Here is a 21,190-nt window from a genome sequence, read left to right as displayed (position 1 = left end):
CCAGCCGTTGCGAACCGGCACGCGACGGGGCATCGGCGGCGTCGCGCGCGCTATCCACCGTCATCCGCATTTCCGTCACCTCTTCACCGTGCCCGTTCTCCTTCGACGAAGTCCAGTCGGGCGCTGCCGCCCCCAGTCTCGTCCGCACCGTTCGAATGGTCCAGCCGTCGCAGGATGACACCTTCTCGCAGCGCCCACGGACAGATCTCCAGTTCTTCCAGGGAAAGCGCCCGCATGGTGGCTTGTGCGACGAGCGCTCCCGCCACCAGCTGATGCGACCTGCTCGCGCTGACCCCTTCGAGTTGTGCCAGGTCATGGGCGGTCATCCGGGAGATGAACGCGATGAGCTGGCGCAACGCGGTGTCGGTCAGGGTACGGCGCACATGCGGTCCGCTGGTCGACGGCGCCGCTCCGGTCAGCCGGGCGAGTGACCGGAACGTCTTCGACGTCGCCACGACACGATCGGGTTCACCCAATTTGGCGACCTTCTTCGCGAGCGGGGCGAGTTGTTCTTCGAGCCACGCCGAAGTCGCGATGAGCTCGGAGCGGGTCGGCGGGTCGTGCTGGAACCGCGTCCGGGTGGTCCGGCCCGCGCCGAGCGGGAGGGATTCGGCGAGCTCGGGTTCCTCGTCGCGGCCCATCGCGACCTCCAGCGAGCCGCCGCCGATGTCGAGCACCAGCAGCTTGCCCGCCGACCAGCCGAACCAGCGGCGGACGGCGAGGAAGGTGAGCCGGGACTCGTCGACCCCGGAAAGCACCTTCAACTCGACGCCGGTCTCTTCTTGGACCTTCGCCAGTACCTTCGGGGCGTTCTTGGCTTCGCGGACCGCGGAGGTCGCGAACGCCATGACGTCTTCACAACCGAGCCGGAGGGCCGCCGCCTTCGCGGATTCGACCGCCCGCACGAGGCTGTCCGCGCCCGCGCGGCTCAGGTCACCGTTGCGGGTGATCTGCTCGGCGAGCCGCAGGACGGCCTTTTCGGAATGCATCGGGGTCGGGTGGGCGCCACGGTGGGCGTCGACCACGAGCAGGTGGACGGTGTTGGAACCGACGTCGAGTACCCCTAGGCGCACGAGCGTCTACGGTACCCGCCCGCACGTCAGGTCACGAAACCGTAACCGTGATCTGTATCGCAACAGCCGGTGGCTGAAGGGGACTTTCCCCGCATGCGATGAGGGGAAAGCTCCCTTCACCGCGTCTTATGCGGGGAAAGTCCCCTTCAGCTCACGTCTCGAACTTGTAGCCCAGACCACGCACCGTGACCAGGTGCCGGGGCGATCCCGGGTCCGGTTCGATCTTCGACCGCAGGCGCTTCACGTGGACGTCGAGCGTCTTCGTGTCGCCGACGTAGTCCGCGCCCCACACCCGGTCGATCAGCTGCCCGCGGGTGAGCACGCGGCCCACGTTGCGCAGCAGGTACTCGAGCAGGTCGAACTCCTTCAGCGGCAAGGAGACCTCCTGGCCGTCGACGGTCACCACATGCCGCTCGACGTCCATGCGCACCGGCCCGGCGGTCAGCACGAGGGGCGCGAGGTCGCCTTCCGACCCCGGCTCACCGCCACGCCGCAGCACCGCCCGGACCCGCGCGATGAGCTCGCGGGCCGAGTACGGCTTGGTGACGTAGTCGTCGGCGCCGAGTTCCAGTCCGACGACCTTGTCGATCTCGCTGTCGCGCGCGGTCACCATGATCACGGGCACCGCGGAACGCTGCCTGAGCTGCTTGCAGACGTCGGTGCCGCTCATACCGGGGAGCATGAGGTCGAGGAGCACGATGTCAGCACCGTTGCGGTCGAACTCCTCGAGTGCCTGCTGCCCCGTCACGGCGACGGCGGCGGTGAAGCCCTCTTTGCGGAGCAAGAACGCGAGCGGGTCGGCGAACGACTCTTCGTCCTCGACGATGAGAACCCTCGTCACAGGTTTCCTCCATGGTCGGGGCTTTCTTGCCCTGTTGCCACGAGACGGGGTGTCCGCTCGGGGGTCTTCTCCGGCCGGGATGCCGGCGGAGCCTGTTTCGCGGTCGCGGCCGGTTCGGCACCGATGTGCGCGGGGATCCGCAGGGTGAACGTCGACCCGGTGCCCGGACGGCTCCAGAGGCCGACCGAACCACCGTGGTTGGCGGCCACGTGCTTGACGATCGCCAGCCCCAGCCCGGTGCCGCCGGTCGACCGCGAACGCGCCTTGTCCGACCGGAAGAACCGCTCGAAAACGCGCTGCTGCTCGTCTTCGGCGATCCCGATGCCGCGGTCGGTCACCGCGATCTCGACCTTCCCGTCGACAAGCCGCCTGCTGATCGACACCGGGCTGCCCGCCGGCGAGTACGCGACGGCGTTCTCCAGCAGGTTCGACAGCGCGGTGACCATCAGCGTGCGGTCACCTTCGATCAGCAGCCCGCTGGCCGCGTCGGTGGTGATGGTGATCTCGGCGGATTCCGCCGACAGCGTGGTCCGGCCGAGCGCCTCGCGGACGACGGCGTCGACCTCGACGACGTTCAGGTCGGGCAGCCGTTCGGCGCCCTGCAGCCGCGAAAGCGCGATCAGCTCGGTGACGAGCTGGCCGAGCCTGGTCGACTCGCGGAGGATCTTGCCGCCGAACCGGCGGACCTCCTCGACGTCCTCTGCGGCGTCGAGGACGGCCTCGGTGAGCAGCGCGATCGCGCCCACCGGCGTCTTCAGTTCGTGGCTGACGTTCGCGACGAAGTCCCGCCGGACCGCTTCGAGGCGGATCGCCTCGGAGTGATCGACGGCCTCGACCACGGTGAACCCGTCGCCCAGCGGGCGGACCTCGCCGAGGACGGCTTCGGGCTGGCGGCCCCTCGCCTCCAGCGGGGACAGGTCGATCTCCATCGGGTCGTCGGTCTCGACCACCTGCTCGGCGGCCTTGCGGGCCCGCGGATCGGCCTGGTTGACCTTCACCAGGCCCAGCTCGTAGGCCCGCGGGTTGTGCAGGACCATGTCACCGAACTTGTTGAGGACGACGACGCCGTTGTTGCTGGAACGCACGAGGCGTTCCAGCAGTTCGGCCACGGTGGGTCCGGTCGGGCGACGCTCCTCGCGGCGGGCGCGGCCCCTCGCGATCAGGAAGCCGACGACCACACCGACGATCAGTCCGCCGACGGCCAGGGCGAGTGCAACAGGCGTGGTCACAAGGGAATCGTAAGCGTGCGGGTAGCCTTTTGGCCTAGTCCCGGCCGCGTACTCGTGATGCCTATGACACCTGGGGACACCCTGTTCGCCTGCAGGTCAGACGCCGTTCACGTGGTCGACCCCTGGCCGAGATCTCCTGGGTGAGGCGGGTCACCCGAAGTGGGGACATCGACGGCGCGATGCGCCCGGATCCCTACTTTCGTCTTGACTATCCGGGCAGCGTTGTTCCGGCGCGTGGGCAAATAGCGACGTTCCCGCACGGCGGCCGGGGAATGTTGGAAGACTGTCGCCGTGGAACTCGTCAGTGACATCTCCCTCATTCGCGGAGAAGAAGAGCTGTTCGACCGGACGGCTCATCTGTTCGTCGCGGCGACCGACATCGCGTGCGCGGCCGATGACCTCTACACCTGGGCACTTTCCCGGCCGTCGCTCACGCGGCAGGGCGAACGGCTGGTGCACGACAAGCGCATCCGGAAGCTGTACCGCCCCGGCGTCCTGCTGAACGAGCAGACCGCCCAGCATCTGCACCACCTCTCCGGCCTCGGCGCGCAGATCCGGATCGGCACCGAGGAGATCAACGAGACCATCCTGCTCGACCAGCGGGTCGCGATCATGGCCGGTGACGAGGGCAAGGCGGTGCGCTCGTACAGCGTCATCTCGCGCCCGGAGCTGGTTCAGGGCATCCTGTCGCTGTTCGAAAACGCCTGGCAGGCGGCCGCGACCCTGGAGACGTTCGACGCGCGGTTCGCCGACATCCGGATGGAGGCACCTCAGATCCTCGAGTTCCTGACCACCGGCTGCAAGGACGAAAAGGCGGCGAAGAGCCTCGGCATGGGCGTGCGCACCTATCAGCGGCGCGTCTCGGAACTGCTGGTCGCGCTCGGCGTGACGTCGCGGCTCCAGGTCGACGCGCGGGCGCGGGAGCTAGGCCTGCTGTGAAGCGCTGGGCCGGGTTCGCCGTACTGCTCGCGCTCGCGGGCTGCACCACCGCGATCCCCGGCACCGCCCGGCCCGAACCGGAAACCCCGCCCTCGAACCTCGCCCTCGTCGATCCGGCGCGGACGGCGTCGGTGCTGACGGCGGTGAAGACGGCCACCGAAACGGTGTTCTCCTACGACAGCGCCGCCCTGCCCGCCTACGACAAGGCGGCAGGCGAGAACCTGACGCCGAGCGCGCGCGACGAGCTGGCGAAGCTGTTCGCCGAGGTCCGGAACTCGGCGGAACCGATCAAACTGGTCACGCGGGTGATCGTCTCGGCCGCCGTCGAGCAGACGCCGGACAAGGCGCGGGTGCTGGCCGTGCTCGACCAGAGCAGCACCAGGGCCGGGGCCACGAGCAAGGGCATCGCGTCGGTGCTGCTCGCGACGGTGCGCGAGGGTGAACGCTGGCGCATCGGCGAGATCAAGGTGAACCCGGCGGGGTCGCCGGTCGCGCCGGAGAAACCGGGCGCGGGTGACCGGGCGATCGCGAGGGTGCGGGATTCCGCCCGCGACGGCGCTCTGAGGGCCGCGGAGGCCCTGCTGAGCTTGGACCCGGCCGATCCCGAGGGCAGCTACGCCCGCTACGAGTCCGTCTCGACCGGACAGCTGCTGACGGGGTTCCAAAAGGACAAGGCGGCGCAGGTCGCCCGGCTCCGGACCGCGGGCACGAAGTCGGCGATGGATCCGAACGCGGCCGCGGCGGTCATGGAGATCGTGGACGACAAGGCGAGCGTGCTGCTCTACGCGACGACGAGCGTCACGGACGCGTCGGGCCAGGCGACCAAGAAGTACCTGCCGGTCGTCCTGCGCCTGCAGCGCCTGCCCGAGGGCTGGAAGGCCGCCGGTATCGAGACGGTCCAGGCCCTCCCCTAACGCAATTCGTCCTCTAGTTGCGGTGGTTCGAGAGCGAACTACCGCGACTAGAGGACGAAACGCGAGGAGGAACTAGCGGCCCTGGTTCGCCACGGCGGCCGCGGCTTCCTTGGCGGCCTCCGGGTCCAGGTAGGTCCCGCCGGCGGTGACCGGCTTGAGGTCGTCCGTCAGGTCGTAGCGCAGCGGGATGCCGGTCGGGATGTTGAGCCCGGCGATGGCGTCGTCGGAGATGCCGTCGAGGTGCTTCACCAGCGCGCGCAGCGAGTTGCCGTGCGCGGCGACCAGCACGGTCTTGCCCGCGCGGAGGTCCGGCACGATCTCGGTCTCCCAGTACGGCAGCAGCCGCGCGACGACGTCCTTGAGGCATTCGGTCAGCGGGGCGGAGTCGCCGAGGTCGGCGTAGCGCGCGTCGCCCGCCTGGCTGAACTCGTCGGCCGGGTCGATCGGGGGCGGCGGGGTGTCGTACGAGCGGCGCCAGAGCATGAACTGCTCCTCGCCGAACTCGTCGAGCGTCTGCTTCTTGTTCTTGCCCTGCAGCGCGCCGTAGTGCCGCTCGTTGAGGCGCCAGTCGCGCTTCACCGGGATCCAGTGCCGGTCGGCGGCGTCGAGCGCCAGGTTGGCGGTCGAGATCGCCCGGCGCATCAGCGACGTGTGGACGACGTCCGGCAGCAGACCGGACTCGGCGAGCAGCTGCCCGCCTTTACGCGCCTCCTGCTCGCCCTGCTCCGACAGCGGCACGTCCACCCAGCCGGTGAACAGGTTTTCGGCGTTCCACGTGCTCTGCCCGTGACGCAGCAGCACCAGAGTCCCAAGCTCAGCCATGGGGTTCAGCCTGCCAGAGCCGGAAGAAGCGCCGGTCAGAGGGCCGGGATTGAACCACGTTCTACGGAGAGTGCGTTACCCGCGAGTAACACTTTCACCCGTCCAGAAGACGGGTTGCCAACAAGTCCGAATCTCCGGAAAACAAGCTGCACTCCGTTATCCCGGTTTTCGAAGTTCACTCGAACAGAGTAACCAGTAGTCTTGTGATTACAGGTGGAGATCTGACAGGTTGACTACGTCCCGCGCGGCCGGATTCCACGCACTCCCCGGCTCGACGCGGGTGACGACCGCGACTCGTCTCCCCCCTGCCGAGTCGCGGCGCCCGCCGGCCCCGTTGGCATCCCCCTCGTCACCGGGTCCACCTTGGCGGGAACTTCAGCGGGGCGGCTCGAGATCGCGACTCCCCCCTCCCTCGAGCCGTCCCGCCTAGTTTTTCCGGCTCACTCCAACGGCGGAGCCGACGGCAGATCGGGGCCCGCGGCCATCACGGCGGCCGCCGGACGGCGCCGCTTGCGCAGCCACCACACCAGGGCCGCCGCGGGGATACCGAAGACCAGCAGGAACGGCGCCATCGCGCCGATCACGGTCAGCAGTCCGCCACCGAAGGTCAGGAAAGCGTCCCAGCCGTCGGTCAGCCCGCCGAAGAACCCACCGCGGGATTCCTCCGCCGCCGCGACCGTTTCCGCCTTGATCTGCACCGAAATTGTCGACATGGCAACACTTCCGGCCAAACTCTCGCGGCGCTTCTGAAGCGACTCGAGCTCGGCTTCGCGGCTTGTGAGCTCACTCTCGACCGACGTGATCTCCGAGACCGAGGTCGCCCTGGCGAGCAGCGCACGGATGCGTTCGACGCTCGCCTTCTGAGTCGCCAGCCTCGAGTCGACGTCGACCAGCTGCTCGGTCACGTCCGTCGCGGTGACCTCTCGCCGAGTCTGCTTGCCCAGCTTCCCCAGCTGGTCCAGCACGCCGTCGAGGCGCTCGGAGGGGACGACGACGTTGATCGTCGCCCGCTTCTCCTGGGTGCTCTCCTGGCCGGTGTAGCCGGCGGCACCCTGGGTGATGACGCGTACCTGCGAGATCAGGTCGGCCACGTTCGGCGTGGTGAGCTCCAGGCTCGCCGTGCGCACCAGCTTGCGGTCGGTGATCCCCGGCTGACCGGCGGGCGCCGGCGTCTTGTTCGCACCCGCCTTGCCCGTGCCGCCGGGGCCTTCCTGACTCGGCGCGCCCTGGTTCGGCGCGGCCTGCTTGCCGTCGGCCGACATCGGCATCGCGGCGGATTCGCCGCCGGAATCGGTCGCCGAGCAGCCGGCCAGTGCCAGCACGATGCCGGCGGCGGCCACCCATCTCAATCGCTTGAACATCAATCCTTCTCCCTCCAGTGCTGCGGAGAGAGACGGAGCCGGATTCAGACCCGTTGCACCGTTCGGGTCACGAGTCGGTCAAGGCTCCGGGTTCGTGCCCGTTCGCGGGCTCGACGAGGTGCTTGAACGCCTCCAGGTTCGCGAGCGATTCGCCGCGCGAGACGCGCCAGTCCCATTCGCGCCTGATCGACTCGGCGAACCCGAGTTCCAGCAGCGTGTTGAAGTCGCCGTCGGCGGCCTCCAGCACCTGCCCGAGGATCTTGTCCAATTCGGACTCGGTCACCGTGTCCAGGCCGAACTTGCCGACCAGGTAGATGTCGCCGATCGCGTCGACGGTGTAGTGCACTCCGTACAGTTTCGCGTTGCGGCGCAGCAGGAAGCGGTAAACGTCCTCATGGGACTCATCGGGACGGCGGCAGACGAAGGCCTCGACGGCGAACGCGTGGTCCCCGGCGACCAGCCAGCAGTTCGTCTGCAGTTTCTTGGTACCGGGCAACGTGACGAAGTACTTTCCCTCGCCGCGCCTGTCGTACTCCAGGCCCGCACTGTCCAAAGAGGACTTCAGGGTCTCGTCGAGCGTCAAACCGCCACCTCCGCGCGCTGTTCGAGGGCACGCCGGAACGCGCCGGTCGCCTGAGCGTACGTGTCCAGCAGACGGTCCGTCGTACGGCGCCAGGAAAAGCGCTGCGCGTGGACGACGGCGTTGGCCGAGAGTTCCGCACGCCACCCAGGCCGCAGCGCGACGTTGGCGAGCGCGGCCGCCCACTCCTTCGGATCGTGCGAAGGCACCAGCAGCCCGGAAACCCCGTGCGGGACCGCGACCGGCAGACCGCCGACCTCGGCCGCGATCACCGGCGTCCCGCAGGCCTGCGCTTCGAGCGCGACCAGCCCGAACGACTCGTTGTAACTCGGCACGGCCACGATGTCGGCCGCACGGTAGACGTTGACCAGCGATCGGCCCGGTTGCGGCGGCATGAACCGGGTCTGCTCCTCGATGCCGAGGGAGGCGGCCAGCTCGCGCAGGGCCTGCGGCTGCTCCAGCCCGGTCCCGGACGGGCCGCCGACGATCAGCACGACCAGCCGCGACGCCAGCTCCGGCCGCTCGCGCAGCATTTCGGCCGCGGCCAGCAGGAGGACGTCCGGCGCCTTCAACGGCTGGATCCGCCCCGCGAACGCCAGCACGATCGCGTCCTGCGGCAGGCCCAGCGCCCGGCGCGCGGCCTGCCGCGAACCCGGCGTGAAGCGGTCGAGGTCGACGCCCGGCGGGATGGCGTGCACGGCATGCGGGTCGGCGTCGTACAGCTCGATCAGCTCGCGAGCCTCGACGCGGGTGTTCGCGACCAGGCAGTCCGCCTCGGTGACGACCTGCTCTTCGCCGATCACGCGGGTGCGCGGTTCGGGGGTGTCCCCCTCGGCCAGCGCCGCGTTCTTGACCTTCGCCAAGGTGTGCGCGGTGTGCACCAGCGGCACGCCCCAGCGGTCGCGGGCGAGCCAGCCCGCCTGGCCGGAGAGCCAGTAGTGCGAATGGATGAGGTCGTAGTAGCCCGGCTCGTGGAACGCCTCGGCCCGCAGCACCCCGGCGGTGAACGCGCACAGCTGCGCCGGCAGCTCGTGGCGTCCCAGCGGCTCGAACGGCCCGGCCGGGATGTGCCGCACCAGCACACCGGGCGCCAGTTCGGCGACCGGAGGCTGGTCCGAGGACGTCGCCCGGGTGAACACCTCGACCTCGACGCCCCTGCGGGCCATCTCGGTGGCCGTCTGGCTCACGTAGACGTTCATCCCGCCGGCGTCGCCGGTACCCGGCTGTTCCAGCGGAGAGGTGTGCAACGACAGCACCGCGACGCGCCTGGGCGCGGCATCGAACCCGTGCAGAGGGATCGTCACCTGGTCAACACTCCCGAAGTCCTACTGATCGGCGAACCCGCGCAGCAGATCACCGAACTCATCCGCTGCTTCGGCGAACGGCAGATGCCCCACCTCAGGTAACCAACGCATGACGGCACCCTGAATCTTCCCGGCCGCGTATTCCGCGCACGTCGGATCGATCACAGCGTCCGCGAGACCATGGACGATCAGTGCCGGTTTGTCCAGATCGCGAAGAACATCCTCGCTCCCGGCGTCACGCCGGAACAGCGCGGAACGCACCGAAGGCGGCGTCGAAAGGCAGGCGCCGAGCAGGGATTGGGTGAGCGTCCCGGACACCGGCGAGGCGGTCATCCGCGCGCTGAACTGCACCAACGCGGGAATCGCGACCGCGGGGTCGTCCGACAGCACCGCCGGAATGGCCTCGCGCATCGCCGGCCCGACCTTGCCGCCCGGCCGGTTCTTGCCGATTTCTGTGATAGCGCCCACAAAGACGACGCCCTTGAGCCGCGCGGAGCCGTGTACCCGGAGGTAGTCGGTGATGACCAGCCCGCCGTAGGACCAGCCGACGACGATCGCGTCGTCACCGGCGAAGTCGAGCACGGAGGCGAGGTCCTCGGCCCAGACCCGCGGATCGTCGTAGCCCGCGGAGGGGACCTCGGAGTCCCCGTGGCCGCGTAGATCCATCGCGACCAGGCGAAACCGCCCGGACAGCGCGGGATCGGCCATCTGGGGTGCCCAGGCCTTGGCGGACTGGGCCCAGCCGTGCACGAACACGATCGGACGGGTGTTCTCGGCGCCTTCGACCCACAAGCCGATGCGGGTCCCGCCGTAGCCGACTACCTCGGTCTTCATGCCCGCACTTTATGGGCTGTCGCGGGGTGATCCCTACCCGCCGGAAGTCCGACGCACTACTTGACAGCCGAGAGGGCCTTCCAGGACTTCCAGTCGTAGAACCAGTTCTTGACGTCCGATTTCATCGGGCTGGCCAGTTTCGAACCGGTGATCTCGACCGGGTCCCCGATCATCGCCGAGTCGAAGAACTTCTTCGCGTCCGCCTCGAGCAGGTTCACGCAGCCGTGCGAGGTGTTGGCCTTGCCGATGTTCGACGCGTTGTCCTGGTTCTCGTGGATGTACTCGCCGTTGTTCGAGATCCGGCAGGCCCACTTCTTGTTGACGTTGGTGTAGCCGTAGCGCGCGTTGTCGAAGCGGGCCGTCGGCTCCTTCGTCATCACGATGAACGTGCCGTTGGGGGTGTTCCGCTGGACGTCGCCGTCGAGCCCGTTCGAGCAGGGGTAGCTCGCCGACTCCGACCCGCCGCGGTAGACCTTCATCGAGTGGTCCGGGGTGTTGACCTTGACCACCTGGTTGCGGCCGATCTTGAACTTGGTGGTGACGTCGGCCTTGCCGTACGCGCCGCCGCCGAGCGCGACGCCGTACAGCTTCGCCTCGACGTTGACCGTGATGTTCGCGGGCCAGTACTCCTTCGGCCGCCAGTCGACCTGCGTCTCCGACAGCCAGCCCCAGGAGCCCTCGACGTCCTTGTCGGTCGTCACCTTGAGCGCCTTCTCGACGGTGGCCTTGTCCTTGACCGGGGACGCGAACTTCACGCTGATCGGCATCGCGACGCCGACCTCGGCGTCGTCGGCCGGGTTCAGCGTGGCGCGAACCTCCTTGGCGGGCTTGACCGTGGTGAAGGTGCCCTTGAACTCGGCGGGCTTGTTGTCGCTGCCGGTGGCCTTCGCGGCGTAGGTGTAGGTCTTGCCGTAGCCGAGGACCTCGGAGGCCGTCCAGGTGAGACCGTCGGGCGAAAGCTCACCCTTGACGTCTTTGCCGGAATCCCCGGTGACCTTGACCTCGGTGAGCTTGCCGTCGGCGACCTTCACCACGACCGGCGTGACCACGGACGCGTCCTTGGCGTCGGCGGCGGGCTCGGCGGTGATCTTGGCCACCGGCGGCGCGGAGTTCTCCCCTTGGCCACCACTGCCTTCCGGCTTGGCGTTGCCGCCTGATTCGCTGGAGCAGGCAGCGGCCACCATGGCCGCACCCGCGGCGAGCGCGGCCTTGAACACCGTGCGCCGTTCGATCACCGTGTACCTCCCATTGGCCCCCGCGAGCTTCTACCCGCTCAGCGCTGAGGACCTCTCCGACGTTACCCGCGGCGATGGAACTCACCCTCGCCCCTCAAGGGGATAGACGCACGGGACCGGCGTGGGGTTGTTCACCACCCGCAATTCGTCCTCTAGTTGCGGTAGTTCGTGGCACAAACGACCGCAACTAGAGGACGAAACGCGGGAGAGGGCTAGAGCGAGCAGTTGATGAGCAGGGGCTCTGGGTGCAGCGAAACGCCGAAGCGAGCCTCGACGCCGTCGCGCACTTCGCGGGCCAGGGCGAGGAGATCCGCTGTCGACGCCTTACCCCGGTTGGTGAGCGCCAGCGTGTGCTTCGTCGACAGCGACACCCGGCCGCCCGGCCCCTCGTGCCCCTTCGCGAACCCGGCGCGCTCGATCAGCCAGGCCGCGGACAGCTTCGTGCCGCCGGGCGCCGGGTACCGCGGCACGCGCACGTCCTCGCCGACGACCTCCACGATCCCCGCCAGCACCTTCGCGACCTGCGCTTCCCCGATGATCGGGTTGGTGAAGAACGAGCCCGCGCTCCACGTGTCGTGGTCGTCCGCGTCCAGGACCATGCCCTTGCCGCGACGCAGTCCGAGGACCGCTTCGCGCGCTTTGTCCGCCGAGACCCGGTCACCGATCTCGACGCCGAGCGTGCGGGCGAGTTCGGCGTAGCGGATCGGGGCCGAGAGGCCGTCTTCGGTGACCTTGAAGCGCACTGTGAGCACGACGCCCGCGTCGGTCCCCTTCAGGATCGACGTGCGGTAGCCGAAGCCGAGTTCCTCCGCGGTCAGCGTGCGGAGCTCGCGAGTGGCCCGGTCGTAGAGGTCGACAGAGACCAGTGACTCGGCCACCTCGCAGCCGTACGCGCCGACGTTCTGGATCGGGGTCGCGCCGACCGAACCGGGGATGCCGGAGAGGCATTCGAGCCCGCCGACACCCTCCGCGACCAGACCCTCGACGAAACCGTCCCAGTTCTGGCCCGCCGCGACCTCGACGAGATCCCCGTCACGCGTCCAGCCGGTGTTGCCGACCTTCAGCAACGTGCCCTCGAAGCCGTCGTCGGCGACGACGAGGTTCGAGCCGCCGCCGAGCAGCAGGACCGGCTCGCCCGCTTCGTCGGCCTCGCGGACCGCGTCGACCAGGGCCTGGGCGGTCGTCGCCTCGGCGTAGCGCCGCGCCGGGCCGCCGAGCCGCAGCGTGGTGTGGTCGGCGAGGACGGCGTGCTGGGTGGGAGTTTCGGCAGTGCTCACGCCCGTGAACGGTACTGTCTGGCGCCATGGCCTCCCGTATCGAGCACCGCACAGCCTTCTCCGCCGACCTCGCGAGCGCGTGGGAAGCGGTGGCGAGCGAAGAGGCGCTGCGGGCCAGGCTGGAGCAGATCGGCGGCGACAACGCGGAGCTGCTGGAGTACGTCCCGGCCGAGGACGGCGTGCGCTACAAGCTGCGTCAGGGCATCAGCTCGGACAAGCTCCCGTCCGCCGTGCGGACGCTGCACCGGGGCGACCTCGTCGTCGAGCGCGAGCAGACCTGGAAGGCCTCCGGAGACGGCTACGCCGGCACCGCGACGGCGTCCGTGCAGGGCGTGCCCGGCGAGATCACCGCGAAGACGTCGCTGACCGGCGAAGGCGAGCAGACGACCCTGGTCAACAGCGGCGAGGTCAAGGTGCGGATCCCGTTCGTCGGCGGGAAACTGGAGAACGTGATCGCCGAACAGGTCACCAAACTGCTGGAACGCGAGGCGGAATTCGTCGCGAAGTGGCTGGCCGAGCGCTGAAGCCGGTCGGGGCACCGACACGCGGGACGACCAACCCCAACCGGCTCCGGCGAGTGGACCGGTGGCTCGCGCGCGACCCGGCCGTGACGCGGCTGCTGCGCCGCGCGGACGAGCCGCTCGTGGTCGACCTCGGCTACGGCGCCTCACCGGTGACCACGGTCGAGATGGCACGCCGGCTGCGTTCGGTCCGGCGTGACGTCCGCGTGCTCGGCCTGGAACTGGACGCCGAACGGGTCGCCGTCGCGCAGTCCGCCGTCGACAAGCCGTGGCTGGACTTCCGGCGCGGCGGCTTCGAACTCGCCGGGACCCGGCCGGTGCTGGTGCGCGCGTTCAACGTGCTGCGGCAGTACGACGAGGCCGAGGTCACCGGGGCCTGGTCGCTGATGCTGGACGCGATGGCGCCGGACGGGCTCCTGATCGAAGGCACCTGCGACGAGATCGGACGGCTGAGCACCTGGGTGGCCGTCGGGCACGACGGGCCTCGCACGCTGACCCTTTCGGTCCACCTCGCCAGCCTGGAACGTCCGTCCACAGTGGCCGAACGGCTGCCCAAGGCCCTCATCCACCGCAACGTTCCCGGCGAACGCGTCCACGAACTACTGTCCATTCTGGACACCTGCTGGGCGACGGCGGCACCGCACCAGAACTTCGGCGTCCGGGCCCGCTGGGCGCATACCGTCCACCTGCTCACCGCGCGGGGCTGGCCGGTGCTGAACCGGCCGTCGAGGTGGCGGCTCGGCGAGCTCACCGTCCCGTGGTCGTCGGTCGCTCCCGACTAGGAATTCATCGGTACAACCCCACTCCGTCACCCCGATGCGACCTGCGGTGATCACCATGGAACCGTGGAACTGCTGGAGTACGTCACCGAGCTGCTGCGGGGCTCGCTGGGATCACCCTGGCTGTGGGTGATCGTGTTCCTCGTGTCCGGGTTGGACGCGCTCCTGCCGTTCATGCCGAGTGAGACGACGGTCATCACCGTCGCCGTCCTGATCGGCCCGGACCTGCCGCAGCTGGCGCTCCTCGCGCTGGTCGCCGCGCTCGGGGCGTGGGCGGGCGACTGCCTCGGCTACACCATCGGCGCCGCGGCGGGCCCGCGAGCGCTGGCCCGTCTGCAGCGCGGTCCGGACGGGGTCCGGCGCTACGAATGGGCGAAGATCCAGGTGCGGCGCAACGCCGTCCTGCTCATCCTCGCCGCCCGCTACCTTCCCGGCGGCCGTGTCGCGAGCGGACTCGCGAACGGGAGTCTCGGCTACCCGCCGGGCAAGTTCGTCTCGCTCGACGCCCTCGGCGCGAGCGTCTGGGCGGTGTACAGCGTCCTGATCGGTCTCGTCGGCGGAGCGGCCTTCACGGACGAGCCGGAGAAGGGCCTTCTACTGTCCTTCGCGCTCGGGTTGGTGCTGGTCGCGGCGATCGAGATCGGGCGGCGGGTCCGCGTCCGCATCCTGACCCGGCGCCGTGCCGCGGCCGAGACCGGCGACAATGGCGTGTGTGTCGAACCCTGAACGCCGCTATGTGATCTCCTTCGGCTGTCCTGACCGCACCGGCATCATCGCCCGGATCTCGGGTTTCCTCGCCGAGCACGGCGGCTGGATCGTCGAAGCGGCGTACCACACGGACCCGGACACCGGCTGGTTCTTCACCCGCCAGGTCGTCCGCGCCGACTCGCTCCCGTTCGACGCCACCGAACTCCGCACGCGCTTCGCCGAAGTCGCCGAGTCGCTTTCCGCCGAGTCGAGCTGGCAGGTCAGCGACACGGGTGAGCGCCGTCGCGCCGTGATCCTCGTCTCCAAGGCCGGGCACTGTCTCTACGACCTCCTCGGCCGCGTCGCGTCGGGGGAACTGGACGTCGACGTCGCCGCGGTCATCGGCAACCACGAGTCGCTCGGCGACATCACCCGCGCCCACGGCATCCCGTTCCACCACGTCCCGTTCCCCGCCGGTGACGCCACCGCCAAGGCCCCCGCGTTCGCCGAGGTACGGAAACTGGTCGACGAGCACGACCCGCACGCCGTCGTCCTCGCCCGGTTCATGCAGGTCCTGCCCCCGGAACTGTGCGAGGCCTGGGCCGGACGGGCGCTCAACATCCACCACAGCTTCCTGCCGTCGTTCGTCGGCGCGCGGCCGTACCACCAGGCCCACGCGCGCGGGGTGAAGCTCATCGGCGCAACCTGTCACTACGTCACCGCCGACCTCGACGCGGGCCCGATCGTCGACCAGGACGTCATCCGCGTCGACCACGGCGACTCGGTCGAGGACATGGTCCGCAAGGGCCGCGACATAGAAAAGGTGACCCTGGCGCGCGGGCTGCGGTGGCACCTCGAAGGCCGCGTTCTGGTGCACGGGAACCGGACTGTCGTCTTCTGATGGTTCACTAAGGTCATGGGGACTTCAGAGATCAAGGTGATCGAGACGCGGGAAGCCCTGCGCGAGCACCTGGGGCATCCGAAAGAGACGACCAAAGGGAAGATCCTCTCCTTCGTCGACGAACACGCGCGCACGGTGATCGAGCACTCGCCGTTCCACCTGCTGGCGACGGCCTCGTCCGACGGGACCTGTGACGTCTCCCCGCGCGGCGACCCGGCCGGTTCGGTGCTGGTGCTCGACGACAAGACGCTGGTACTGGCCGACAGGCCCGGCAACAAGCTGCTGGACAGCCAGACCAACATCCTCGAGAACCCGCATGCGGGACTGTTGTTCCTGGTGCCGGGCATGAACGAGACGCTGCGGATCAACGGCCGCGCGAAACTGGTCGCGGACGCGCCGTTCTTCGACGACCTCGTGGTCAAGGGCAAGCGGCCGCAGCTGGCGATCATGGTCGAGGTCCAGGAGCTGTACCTGCACTGCGCCAAGGCGTTCCTGCGGTCCTCGCTGTGGAAGCCGGAGACCTGGCCGGACCGTTCCGGCATCCCGAGCGCCGGCCGGATGTTCCGCGACCAGATGAAGCTGGACATCTCGGCGGAGCAGCTCGACGCCGCTTTGACCGAAGGTGCCCTCACGACGCAGTACTGAGGCCCTCGCGCGTGCTATGAAAGGCCCGTTACTTGCAAATTTTGCAAGTAACGGGCCTTTCATAGCGTTTGCGGGGCGGACTCAGACGCGGACCAGCATCTTGCCGGTGTTCGCGCCGCCCAGCAGGTCCAGGAAGGCCTGCGGCGCGTTGCGGATACCGTCCACAATGGTCTCGGAGTACTTGAGCTCGCCGGAGGCAACCAGCGGAGCGACCTCCTCGACGAACTGCGGCTGCAGCGCGAAGTGGTCGCCCACCAGCATGCCGCGCATGGTGAACCGCTTCGCGATGATCGACGCGAGGTTGCGCGGCGCCGCGGCGGGTTCGGTGTTGTTGTAGACCGAGATCATCCCGCAGATCGCCATCCGGCCGTGCAGGTTGATCGAGTCGATGGCCGCTTCGAGGTGTTCGCCGCCGACGTTGTCGAAGTACACGTCGATACCCTCGGGCGCCGCCGCGGGCAGCTGCTCGATGACCGGGGCGTCCTTGTAGTTGAACGCCGCGTCGAAGCCCAGCTCGTCGGTCAGCCACTTGACCTTGTCGTCCGTGCCGGCGCTGCCGATGACGCGCTTCGCGCCCTTCAGCTTCGCCAGCTGGCCGACGACGGAACCGACCGCACCGGCCGCGCCGGACACGAAGACGGTGTCGCCCTCCTTGAACTCCGCGACGTCGAGCAGTCCTGCGTACGCGGTGAGCCCGGTCATGCCGAGGACGCCGAGGTACGCCGTGATCGGCGCGGCTTCGGGGTCCACCTTCACCGCGTGCTTCGCGGCGACGACGGCGTGGGAACGCCAGCCGAGGCCGTGCAGCACGATGTCGCCGGGCTCGAAATCGTCCACGGTGGACTCGAGCACCTCGCCGACGGCGCCGCCGTGCATGACCTTGCCGACCTCGTACGGCTCGGCGTAGGACTTCGCGTCGCTCATCCGGCCGCGCATGTACGGGTCCACGCTCAGGACCTGGTTGCGGACCAGGATCTGGCCCTCACCCGGCGTCGGGATCTCGACGTCCGCGATTTCGAAGTTCTCGAGCGTCGGGACACCGTGCGGACGGGAGGCGAGCCGGATCTCGGTTGCGTTCACGAGGTAACTCCAAGTCTGTTGCGAACCACAAGCGGGGCGATCGCCCCGTATTCACGACGGGTACAACGAGCTAACCGGGGCGACCATTCCGATTGTGGCGAGTACTACACGACCTCGGCGAGTTTGCCGAGAACGCCTTCGTAGATCCGCTTGAGGCCACCGGGCGCGAAGGTCTTCTCGAAGAAGCCTCCGATGCCGCCCGCGCCGTCCCAGGTCGTCTCGATCCGGACGAGGCTGCCCTCCGGCACCTCGCGGACGGTCCAGGTGGTGACCATGCTCGAGTTCGCGTCGGTCTCGACGATGGTGCCTTCGGACGGCTCGGTCACCGTCGCGGCGACGTCACGCACGCGCTTCGACGTCGCCTGCAGCTTCCAGCTCGCCTTCGTACCCGCGCCGACGCCGCCCTCGGTGACCTCGTAGTCGCGGTAGTGCTCCGTCAGCAGCTTCGGCCGGGTTTCCGTGTAGTCCGCGACGAGCGTCCTGACCTTGTCCGCCGGCGCCTCGATGGTGCGCTCCGCGATGGCCGTGACCTTTCCCATCCCACTCCCTTTCACCCGTGTTGCAACGACAGCGTCCACGATTCCACCGCTGCCCGCAGGGGGAACGAGCGCCCCCTCGGTCCTCCCCCGAACGCCATGAAAGGCCCGTTACTTGCGAATTTTGCAAGTAACGGGCCTTTCATGGCACGCGCGCGGGGGCTAGATGAGGGACTTCTCCTTCAGCCAGTCCTTCGCGACGTCGCCCGGCTTCTCGCCGTCCGAGTCGACGCGCTTGTTCAGCTCACGCAGCTGCACGGTGTCGAGGGCCTTGCTGACGGCGTTGACGGCGGCCGCGAAGTCGGCGCCACGCTCGTCGAGGACCTTCTTGTTCACCGCGGGCACGACGTTCTCGGTCGGCACGATGGCGAGGTCGTCCTCCAGCGCCACGAACTGCGGGTCGCCGACGAGCGGGCTCACCGAGTCGACCGGGATCACGGTGACCTTGCCGGACCGCAGCTGCTCGACGCGCGGGCCTGCCTCCTGCACGGTCTGGAAGGTGGCCTTCAGCTTGTAGACGTCCGTGAAGCCCTTGAAGCAGGGAAGCCGCTTCTCGCACTCCGGGCCACCCGCGACGATGACGTTGTCGACCTTGGACAGGTCGCTGATCTTCGCGAGACCCTTCTCCTTGGCGAGATCGGCCTTCACGATGTAGGTGTTCTTGTCCTCCGCCGGCGAGTAGTCCAGCAGGCCGACGCCGTCGGGCTCGAACAGCTTCTTGAGCTGTTCGTGCTCGCCCGCCGCGTCCTTCGCGGCGTCCTTGCCGAAGCCGGTGGTGATGGCGGCGCCCTGGTACTCCGGGATGAACTGCAGTTCGCCGGACTTGAGCGCCGGGTAGATCAGCTCGCGCGAACCGAGGTTCAGCTTGCGGGTGATCGGGTAACCCTTGGCCTCCAGCGCGTTCGCGTACAGCTCGGCGAGGACCAGGCTGTCGGTGAAGTTGAAGGAGGCGACGACGATCGGCGCCCCGCCCTTGCTCTGCGCGGCCGGGGCCGCCGCGTCTTCGCCACCCCCGCAGGCGGTCATACCGAGGACGGCGGCGGCGAGCACCGCGCCCACTCGAACATTCCGTGTCCAGCGCACGTGCACACACTCCTATGACTCGAACAGAGGATTGGACAGTATCTCCGGGTCACGACAGAATCCACATTTTGAGAGTTGCGCCCCGTGTGCTCTCAGAGAGCGGAATCTGTACGCCCGATCGGGGTAGGGTCGGCCGGTGCGAGCCTCCTCCGTGTTCCCGGTACCCGCCCAGGGCGGGCGGCCGCTGTTCGAGTGGCGGTGGGTGGACCGTCATTTCGACGAGATCCTCGATCGGCTCGGCGAGCACGTCACGCTGACAGCGGCGGCGCTCGCCATCGGACTCGTGGTGTCCATCGGTGTTTCCGTGGTTTCGCTGCGTCGCCGGTGGTTCTACGTCGTCGCGCTGAGCGCGGCCGGTTCGCTCTACGTCATCCCGAGTCTCGGCGCCTTCGCCGTCCTGGTGCCCTTCACCGGCCTGACCTCCTTCACGACCGCGGTCATCCCGTTGGCGACGTACACGTTGCTGATCCTCATCCGCAATATCGTCACCGGCGTCGAACAGGTACCCAAGGAAGTCCGCGAAGCCGCGCTGGGCATGGGTTTCACGCGTTCTCGGTTGCTGTGGCAGGTCGAGCTACCGCTCGCGCTGCCGGTGGTGATCGCGGGCCTGCGCGTCGCGGCGGTGACCACGATCGGGCTCGTGACGGTGACTTCCATGCTCGGCAAGGGCGGGCTCGGGTACTTCATCCGCGCCGGGATCCAGACCGCGACCCCGAACCCGACGTCGATCATCGTCGGGGTCGGGCTTTCCGTGGTGCTGGCCGTGGTGGTGGATCTCCTGCTGTGGGTCGGCGGGCGCGCGCTCGCGCCGTGGTCTCGGAAGGCGGCGCGATGAGCATCATCGACCAGACCATCGAGTGGTTCGGCGAACCGAACCGCTGGAGCTGGACCGACTCCGCGGGCGTGCCGTACCGGACGGTCGAGCACCTTCAGTTCTCGTTGCTGGCACTGGTGATCTCGGCCGTGCTGACGATCCCGCCCGCGTTGTGGCTCGCGCACTACCGCCGCGCGCAGTTCCTCGCGACGAGCGCGGTGAACATCGGCCGCGCGATCCCCAGCTTCGGGCTGGTGATCCTGTTCTGGTTCCTGGCTTCCCGGCTCGGAGTCGACACGACGTTCTGGCCGCTGATGCTCGCGCTGGTGGCCCTGGCGCTGCCGCCGTTGTTCACCAACACCTACGCGGGCGTCATCCAGCTGGAGCAGGAAACCGTCGACGCCGCGCGCGGAACCGGCTACCGCGAGTGGCAGATCATGCTGCGCCTGGAGTTGCCGCTCGCGTCGCCGGTCATCCTCGCGGGCGCCCGCGTCGCGTTCCTGCAACTGGTGGCGACCGTCGCGATCGGCGCGATCGTCAACGACGGCGGCGGGCTCGGACGGTACATTGTGGACGGTTTCGCGCTCGGGGATCCGGGCCACGGCGAGATCCTGGCAGGCGGCATCGCCGTCGTCGTACTGGCTTTGGTGTGCGAGGGCGTTTTCGCGCTCATCACCCGGGTGGTGACTCCGCGCGGGCTGGCGATCCAGTCCCGCGCGGAGGCCCAAGCCTGATCCCCTGACTATTCGAGCAGCCAGATCCAGTAGCGGTCACCGTCGAGAATGTGGTGACGGCCGATGAAGTCGTTCACGGTCTGCTCCATCGCCGAGAAGGTGCGCTCGGGGAGCGGCAGGACGGCGAACGACGGATTCGCCCCGGTCACGTGCCCGGGATAGCGGCCCGCCCCGTCCCTCGTGTTGTTGAACGGATACACCGCGCACTTGAGGACCAACCCGTCCGGACCGGTATGCCAGTCCGGGCCCCACCGCCGCGCGCAGTAATACTCGGAGCGCGTCTTGCTCGCGTCCTGAGCCGCTTGGTGGTGGGTCCGCGTGAGCGGGTAGCTGCGCAACGCCAAGATGTCGCCGAGCCACCCCGGAATGTGACTGCCTTCCGCGGGCCCGGGATACAACTTGTCGATGGGACTGTGGATCGCGTCCGCCACCAGTCGCCCGTAGTCCCTGATCGCCGGGTCGTGAAGATCCACGAAGAACAGGGCCGGCTTCGGGAAGACGCACTTGCTTCCTTGGACGTAGCCGGCCTCGTCGCACCGCGCTTCGGTCGAAAGCTGCGGCGCGTTCTCCACCTGGCCGTTCTCGCCCTCGACGAACAGCGTCCGGCCCAGGTTGTACCAAGTACGCTTCTCGGCCTGGATCTCCGGCGGGTCCTGGTAAATCGGAGGGCCCTCGCCGCGCATGGTGAACACCGTGTCCTCGACGGGCCTGGCCTTCCACTCCACGATGCTCTTCGTGACCTTGGCTTCGGGCACGTCGCAGTCCGCGGTCCCGGAGGTGTCCTTCGCGGCGCACGTCATGGTGGCGCCGAACCGCGTGGTGTCGGGCAGGCCGTGGAGGGAGGAGAACTGCATCCGGTGGCTGATGACGACACGACGCTGCGAAGGCACCATGTTCCGGGTGACGACCACGTAGACGACCGCCTCACCGACCAGCTGGCAGCCGGGCTCGGGACAGGCGTATTGCCGATAACGCAATTGCGTCTTCTGACAGGTGGAAAA

General features: G+C 68.6%; 23 protein-coding genes. 9 read left to right on the top strand and 14 right to left on the bottom strand.

Annotated elements, in window-relative coordinates:
- Positions 1-83: 83 nt before the first annotated feature.
- The 3 genes from ACZ5IK_RS07725 to ACZ5IK_RS07715 all read right to left on the bottom strand — a co-directional run bounded on the left by ACZ5IK_RS07725 (position 84) and on the right by ACZ5IK_RS07715 (position 3,143).
- Positions 84-1,073, bottom strand: coding sequence for a Ppx/GppA family phosphatase (locus tag ACZ5IK_RS07725; protein ID WP_465487047.1), 990 nt, complete (start codon positions 1,071-1,073; stop codon positions 84-86).
- A gap of 151 nt (positions 1,074-1,224) precedes the next feature.
- Positions 1,225-1,914, bottom strand: coding sequence for a response regulator transcription factor (locus tag ACZ5IK_RS07720; RefSeq protein ID WP_005167072.1), 690 nt, complete (start codon positions 1,912-1,914; stop codon positions 1,225-1,227).
- Positions 1,911-3,143: a sensor histidine kinase gene (locus ACZ5IK_RS07715; RefSeq protein ID WP_465487046.1), complete on the bottom strand. Its 1,233-nt coding sequence runs from the start codon at positions 3,141-3,143 to the stop codon at positions 1,911-1,913. The genes ACZ5IK_RS07720 and ACZ5IK_RS07715 overlap by 4 nt, the downstream gene beginning before the upstream one ends.
- A gap of 291 nt (positions 3,144-3,434) precedes the next feature.
- Between ACZ5IK_RS07715 and ACZ5IK_RS07710 the strand changes: the two genes are divergently transcribed.
- Entirely contained in the window at positions 3,435-4,082 is a 648-nt protein-coding gene (locus tag ACZ5IK_RS07710) for a DNA-binding response regulator (RefSeq protein WP_465487045.1), read from the top strand.
- Positions 4,079-4,996 (top strand): hypothetical protein, encoded by a 918-nt coding sequence (locus ACZ5IK_RS07705; RefSeq protein ID WP_465487044.1) that lies wholly within the window; start codon positions 4,079-4,081, stop codon positions 4,994-4,996. The genes ACZ5IK_RS07710 and ACZ5IK_RS07705 overlap by 4 nt, the downstream gene beginning before the upstream one ends.
- 72 nt (positions 4,997-5,068) lie before the next feature.
- Here ACZ5IK_RS07705 and ACZ5IK_RS07700 read toward each other — a convergent pair whose 3' ends face one another.
- From ACZ5IK_RS07700 to ACZ5IK_RS07670, 7 genes are all read right to left on the bottom strand, one after another.
- On the bottom strand, positions 5,069-5,818 hold the full coding sequence (locus ACZ5IK_RS07700; protein WP_465487043.1) for a phosphoglyceromutase: 750 nt from the start codon (positions 5,816-5,818) through the stop codon (positions 5,069-5,071).
- 440 nt (positions 5,819-6,258) lie between these two features.
- A complete protein-coding gene (locus ACZ5IK_RS07695) occupies positions 6,259-7,179 on the bottom strand; it encodes a DUF4349 domain-containing protein (RefSeq protein ID WP_465487042.1) in 921 nt (306 codons plus the stop codon).
- Between the two features lie 67 nt (positions 7,180-7,246).
- Entirely contained in the window at positions 7,247-7,762 is a 516-nt protein-coding gene (locus tag ACZ5IK_RS07690; protein ID WP_465487041.1) for a type III secretion system chaperone family protein, read from the bottom strand.
- The gene (mshA, locus tag ACZ5IK_RS07685) at positions 7,759-9,063 is read right to left on the bottom strand and encodes a D-inositol-3-phosphate glycosyltransferase (RefSeq protein WP_465487040.1); all 1,305 of its coding nucleotides are present in this window, start codon (positions 9,061-9,063) and stop codon (positions 7,759-7,761) included. Before mshA ends, ACZ5IK_RS07690 begins: the two co-directional genes overlap by 4 nt.
- A gap of 21 nt (positions 9,064-9,084) precedes the next feature.
- Positions 9,085-9,897, bottom strand: a complete 813-nt coding sequence (locus ACZ5IK_RS07680) for an alpha/beta fold hydrolase (RefSeq protein ID WP_465487039.1) — start codon at positions 9,895-9,897, stop codon at positions 9,085-9,087.
- Positions 9,898-9,953: 56 nt separating this feature from the next.
- Positions 9,954-11,132 (bottom strand): L,D-transpeptidase, encoded by a 1,179-nt coding sequence (locus tag ACZ5IK_RS07675; RefSeq protein WP_465487038.1) that lies wholly within the window; start codon positions 11,130-11,132, stop codon positions 9,954-9,956.
- Between the two features lie 212 nt (positions 11,133-11,344).
- Positions 11,345-12,409: a UDP-N-acetylmuramate dehydrogenase gene (locus ACZ5IK_RS07670; protein ID WP_465487037.1), complete on the bottom strand. Its 1,065-nt coding sequence runs from the start codon at positions 12,407-12,409 to the stop codon at positions 11,345-11,347.
- Positions 12,410-12,435: 26 nt separating this feature from the next.
- Here ACZ5IK_RS07670 and ACZ5IK_RS07665 point away from each other — a divergent pair, with 26 nt between their 5' ends.
- The 5 genes from ACZ5IK_RS07665 (at position 12,436) to ACZ5IK_RS07645 (ending at position 15,942) form a co-directional block, all read left to right on the top strand.
- Positions 12,436-12,933 (top strand): DUF2505 domain-containing protein, encoded by a 498-nt coding sequence (locus tag ACZ5IK_RS07665; RefSeq protein ID WP_465487036.1) that lies wholly within the window; start codon positions 12,436-12,438, stop codon positions 12,931-12,933.
- Positions 12,915-13,712 (top strand): class I SAM-dependent methyltransferase, encoded by a 798-nt coding sequence (locus tag ACZ5IK_RS07660; RefSeq protein ID WP_465487035.1) that lies wholly within the window; start codon positions 12,915-12,917, stop codon positions 13,710-13,712. Before ACZ5IK_RS07665 ends, ACZ5IK_RS07660 begins: the two co-directional genes overlap by 19 nt.
- Before the next feature lie 63 nt (positions 13,713-13,775).
- Entirely contained in the window at positions 13,776-14,435 is a 660-nt protein-coding gene (locus tag ACZ5IK_RS07655) for a DedA family protein (protein ID WP_465487034.1), read from the top strand.
- The gene (gene purU / locus ACZ5IK_RS07650; protein ID WP_174720501.1) at positions 14,413-15,297 is read left to right on the top strand and encodes a formyltetrahydrofolate deformylase; all 885 of its coding nucleotides are present in this window, start codon (positions 14,413-14,415) and stop codon (positions 15,295-15,297) included. The genes ACZ5IK_RS07655 and purU overlap by 23 nt, the downstream gene beginning before the upstream one ends.
- A gap of 15 nt (positions 15,298-15,312) precedes the next feature.
- Positions 15,313-15,942: a pyridoxamine 5'-phosphate oxidase family protein gene (locus ACZ5IK_RS07645; RefSeq protein WP_101611991.1), complete on the top strand. Its 630-nt coding sequence runs from the start codon at positions 15,313-15,315 to the stop codon at positions 15,940-15,942.
- 81 nt (positions 15,943-16,023) lie between these two features.
- On the opposite strand, the gene ACZ5IK_RS07640 is transcribed toward ACZ5IK_RS07645, so the two are convergent.
- The 3 genes from ACZ5IK_RS07640 to ACZ5IK_RS07630 form a co-directional block, all read right to left on the bottom strand.
- Positions 16,024-17,022 carry an NADP-dependent oxidoreductase gene (locus ACZ5IK_RS07640; protein WP_465487033.1) on the bottom strand — a complete coding sequence of 333 codons (999 nt, stop codon included), beginning with the start codon at positions 17,020-17,022 and terminating at the stop codon, positions 16,024-16,026.
- A 104-nt stretch (positions 17,023-17,126) separates the two neighbouring features.
- On the bottom strand, positions 17,127-17,561 hold the full coding sequence (locus tag ACZ5IK_RS07635; protein ID WP_465487032.1) for an SRPBCC family protein: 435 nt from the start codon (positions 17,559-17,561) through the stop codon (positions 17,127-17,129).
- A 159-nt stretch (positions 17,562-17,720) separates the two neighbouring features.
- The gene (locus ACZ5IK_RS07630; RefSeq protein ID WP_465487247.1) at positions 17,721-18,617 is read right to left on the bottom strand and encodes an ABC transporter substrate-binding protein; all 897 of its coding nucleotides are present in this window, start codon (positions 18,615-18,617) and stop codon (positions 17,721-17,723) included.
- A 175-nt stretch (positions 18,618-18,792) separates the two neighbouring features.
- Here ACZ5IK_RS07630 and ACZ5IK_RS07625 point away from each other — a divergent pair, with 175 nt between their 5' ends.
- Positions 18,793-19,476, top strand: coding sequence for an ABC transporter permease (locus tag ACZ5IK_RS07625; RefSeq protein WP_465487246.1), 684 nt, complete (start codon positions 18,793-18,795; stop codon positions 19,474-19,476).
- Positions 19,473-20,189: an ABC transporter permease gene (locus ACZ5IK_RS07620; protein WP_101613679.1), complete on the top strand. Its 717-nt coding sequence runs from the start codon at positions 19,473-19,475 to the stop codon at positions 20,187-20,189. The genes ACZ5IK_RS07625 and ACZ5IK_RS07620 overlap by 4 nt, the downstream gene beginning before the upstream one ends.
- Positions 20,190-20,197: 8 nt before the next feature.
- Here ACZ5IK_RS07620 and ACZ5IK_RS07615 read toward each other — a convergent pair whose 3' ends face one another.
- Positions 20,198-21,166 carry a transporter gene (locus tag ACZ5IK_RS07615; protein ID WP_465487031.1) on the bottom strand — a complete coding sequence of 323 codons (969 nt, stop codon included), beginning with the start codon at positions 21,164-21,166 and terminating at the stop codon, positions 20,198-20,200.
- Positions 21,167-21,190 lie beyond the last annotated feature (24 nt).

The organism is Amycolatopsis sp. NPDC031561, from assembly GCF_055580625.1.
Note: the sequence above shows the minus strand (reverse complement) of the source record. Positions and strands in the feature narration are given on the sequence as shown.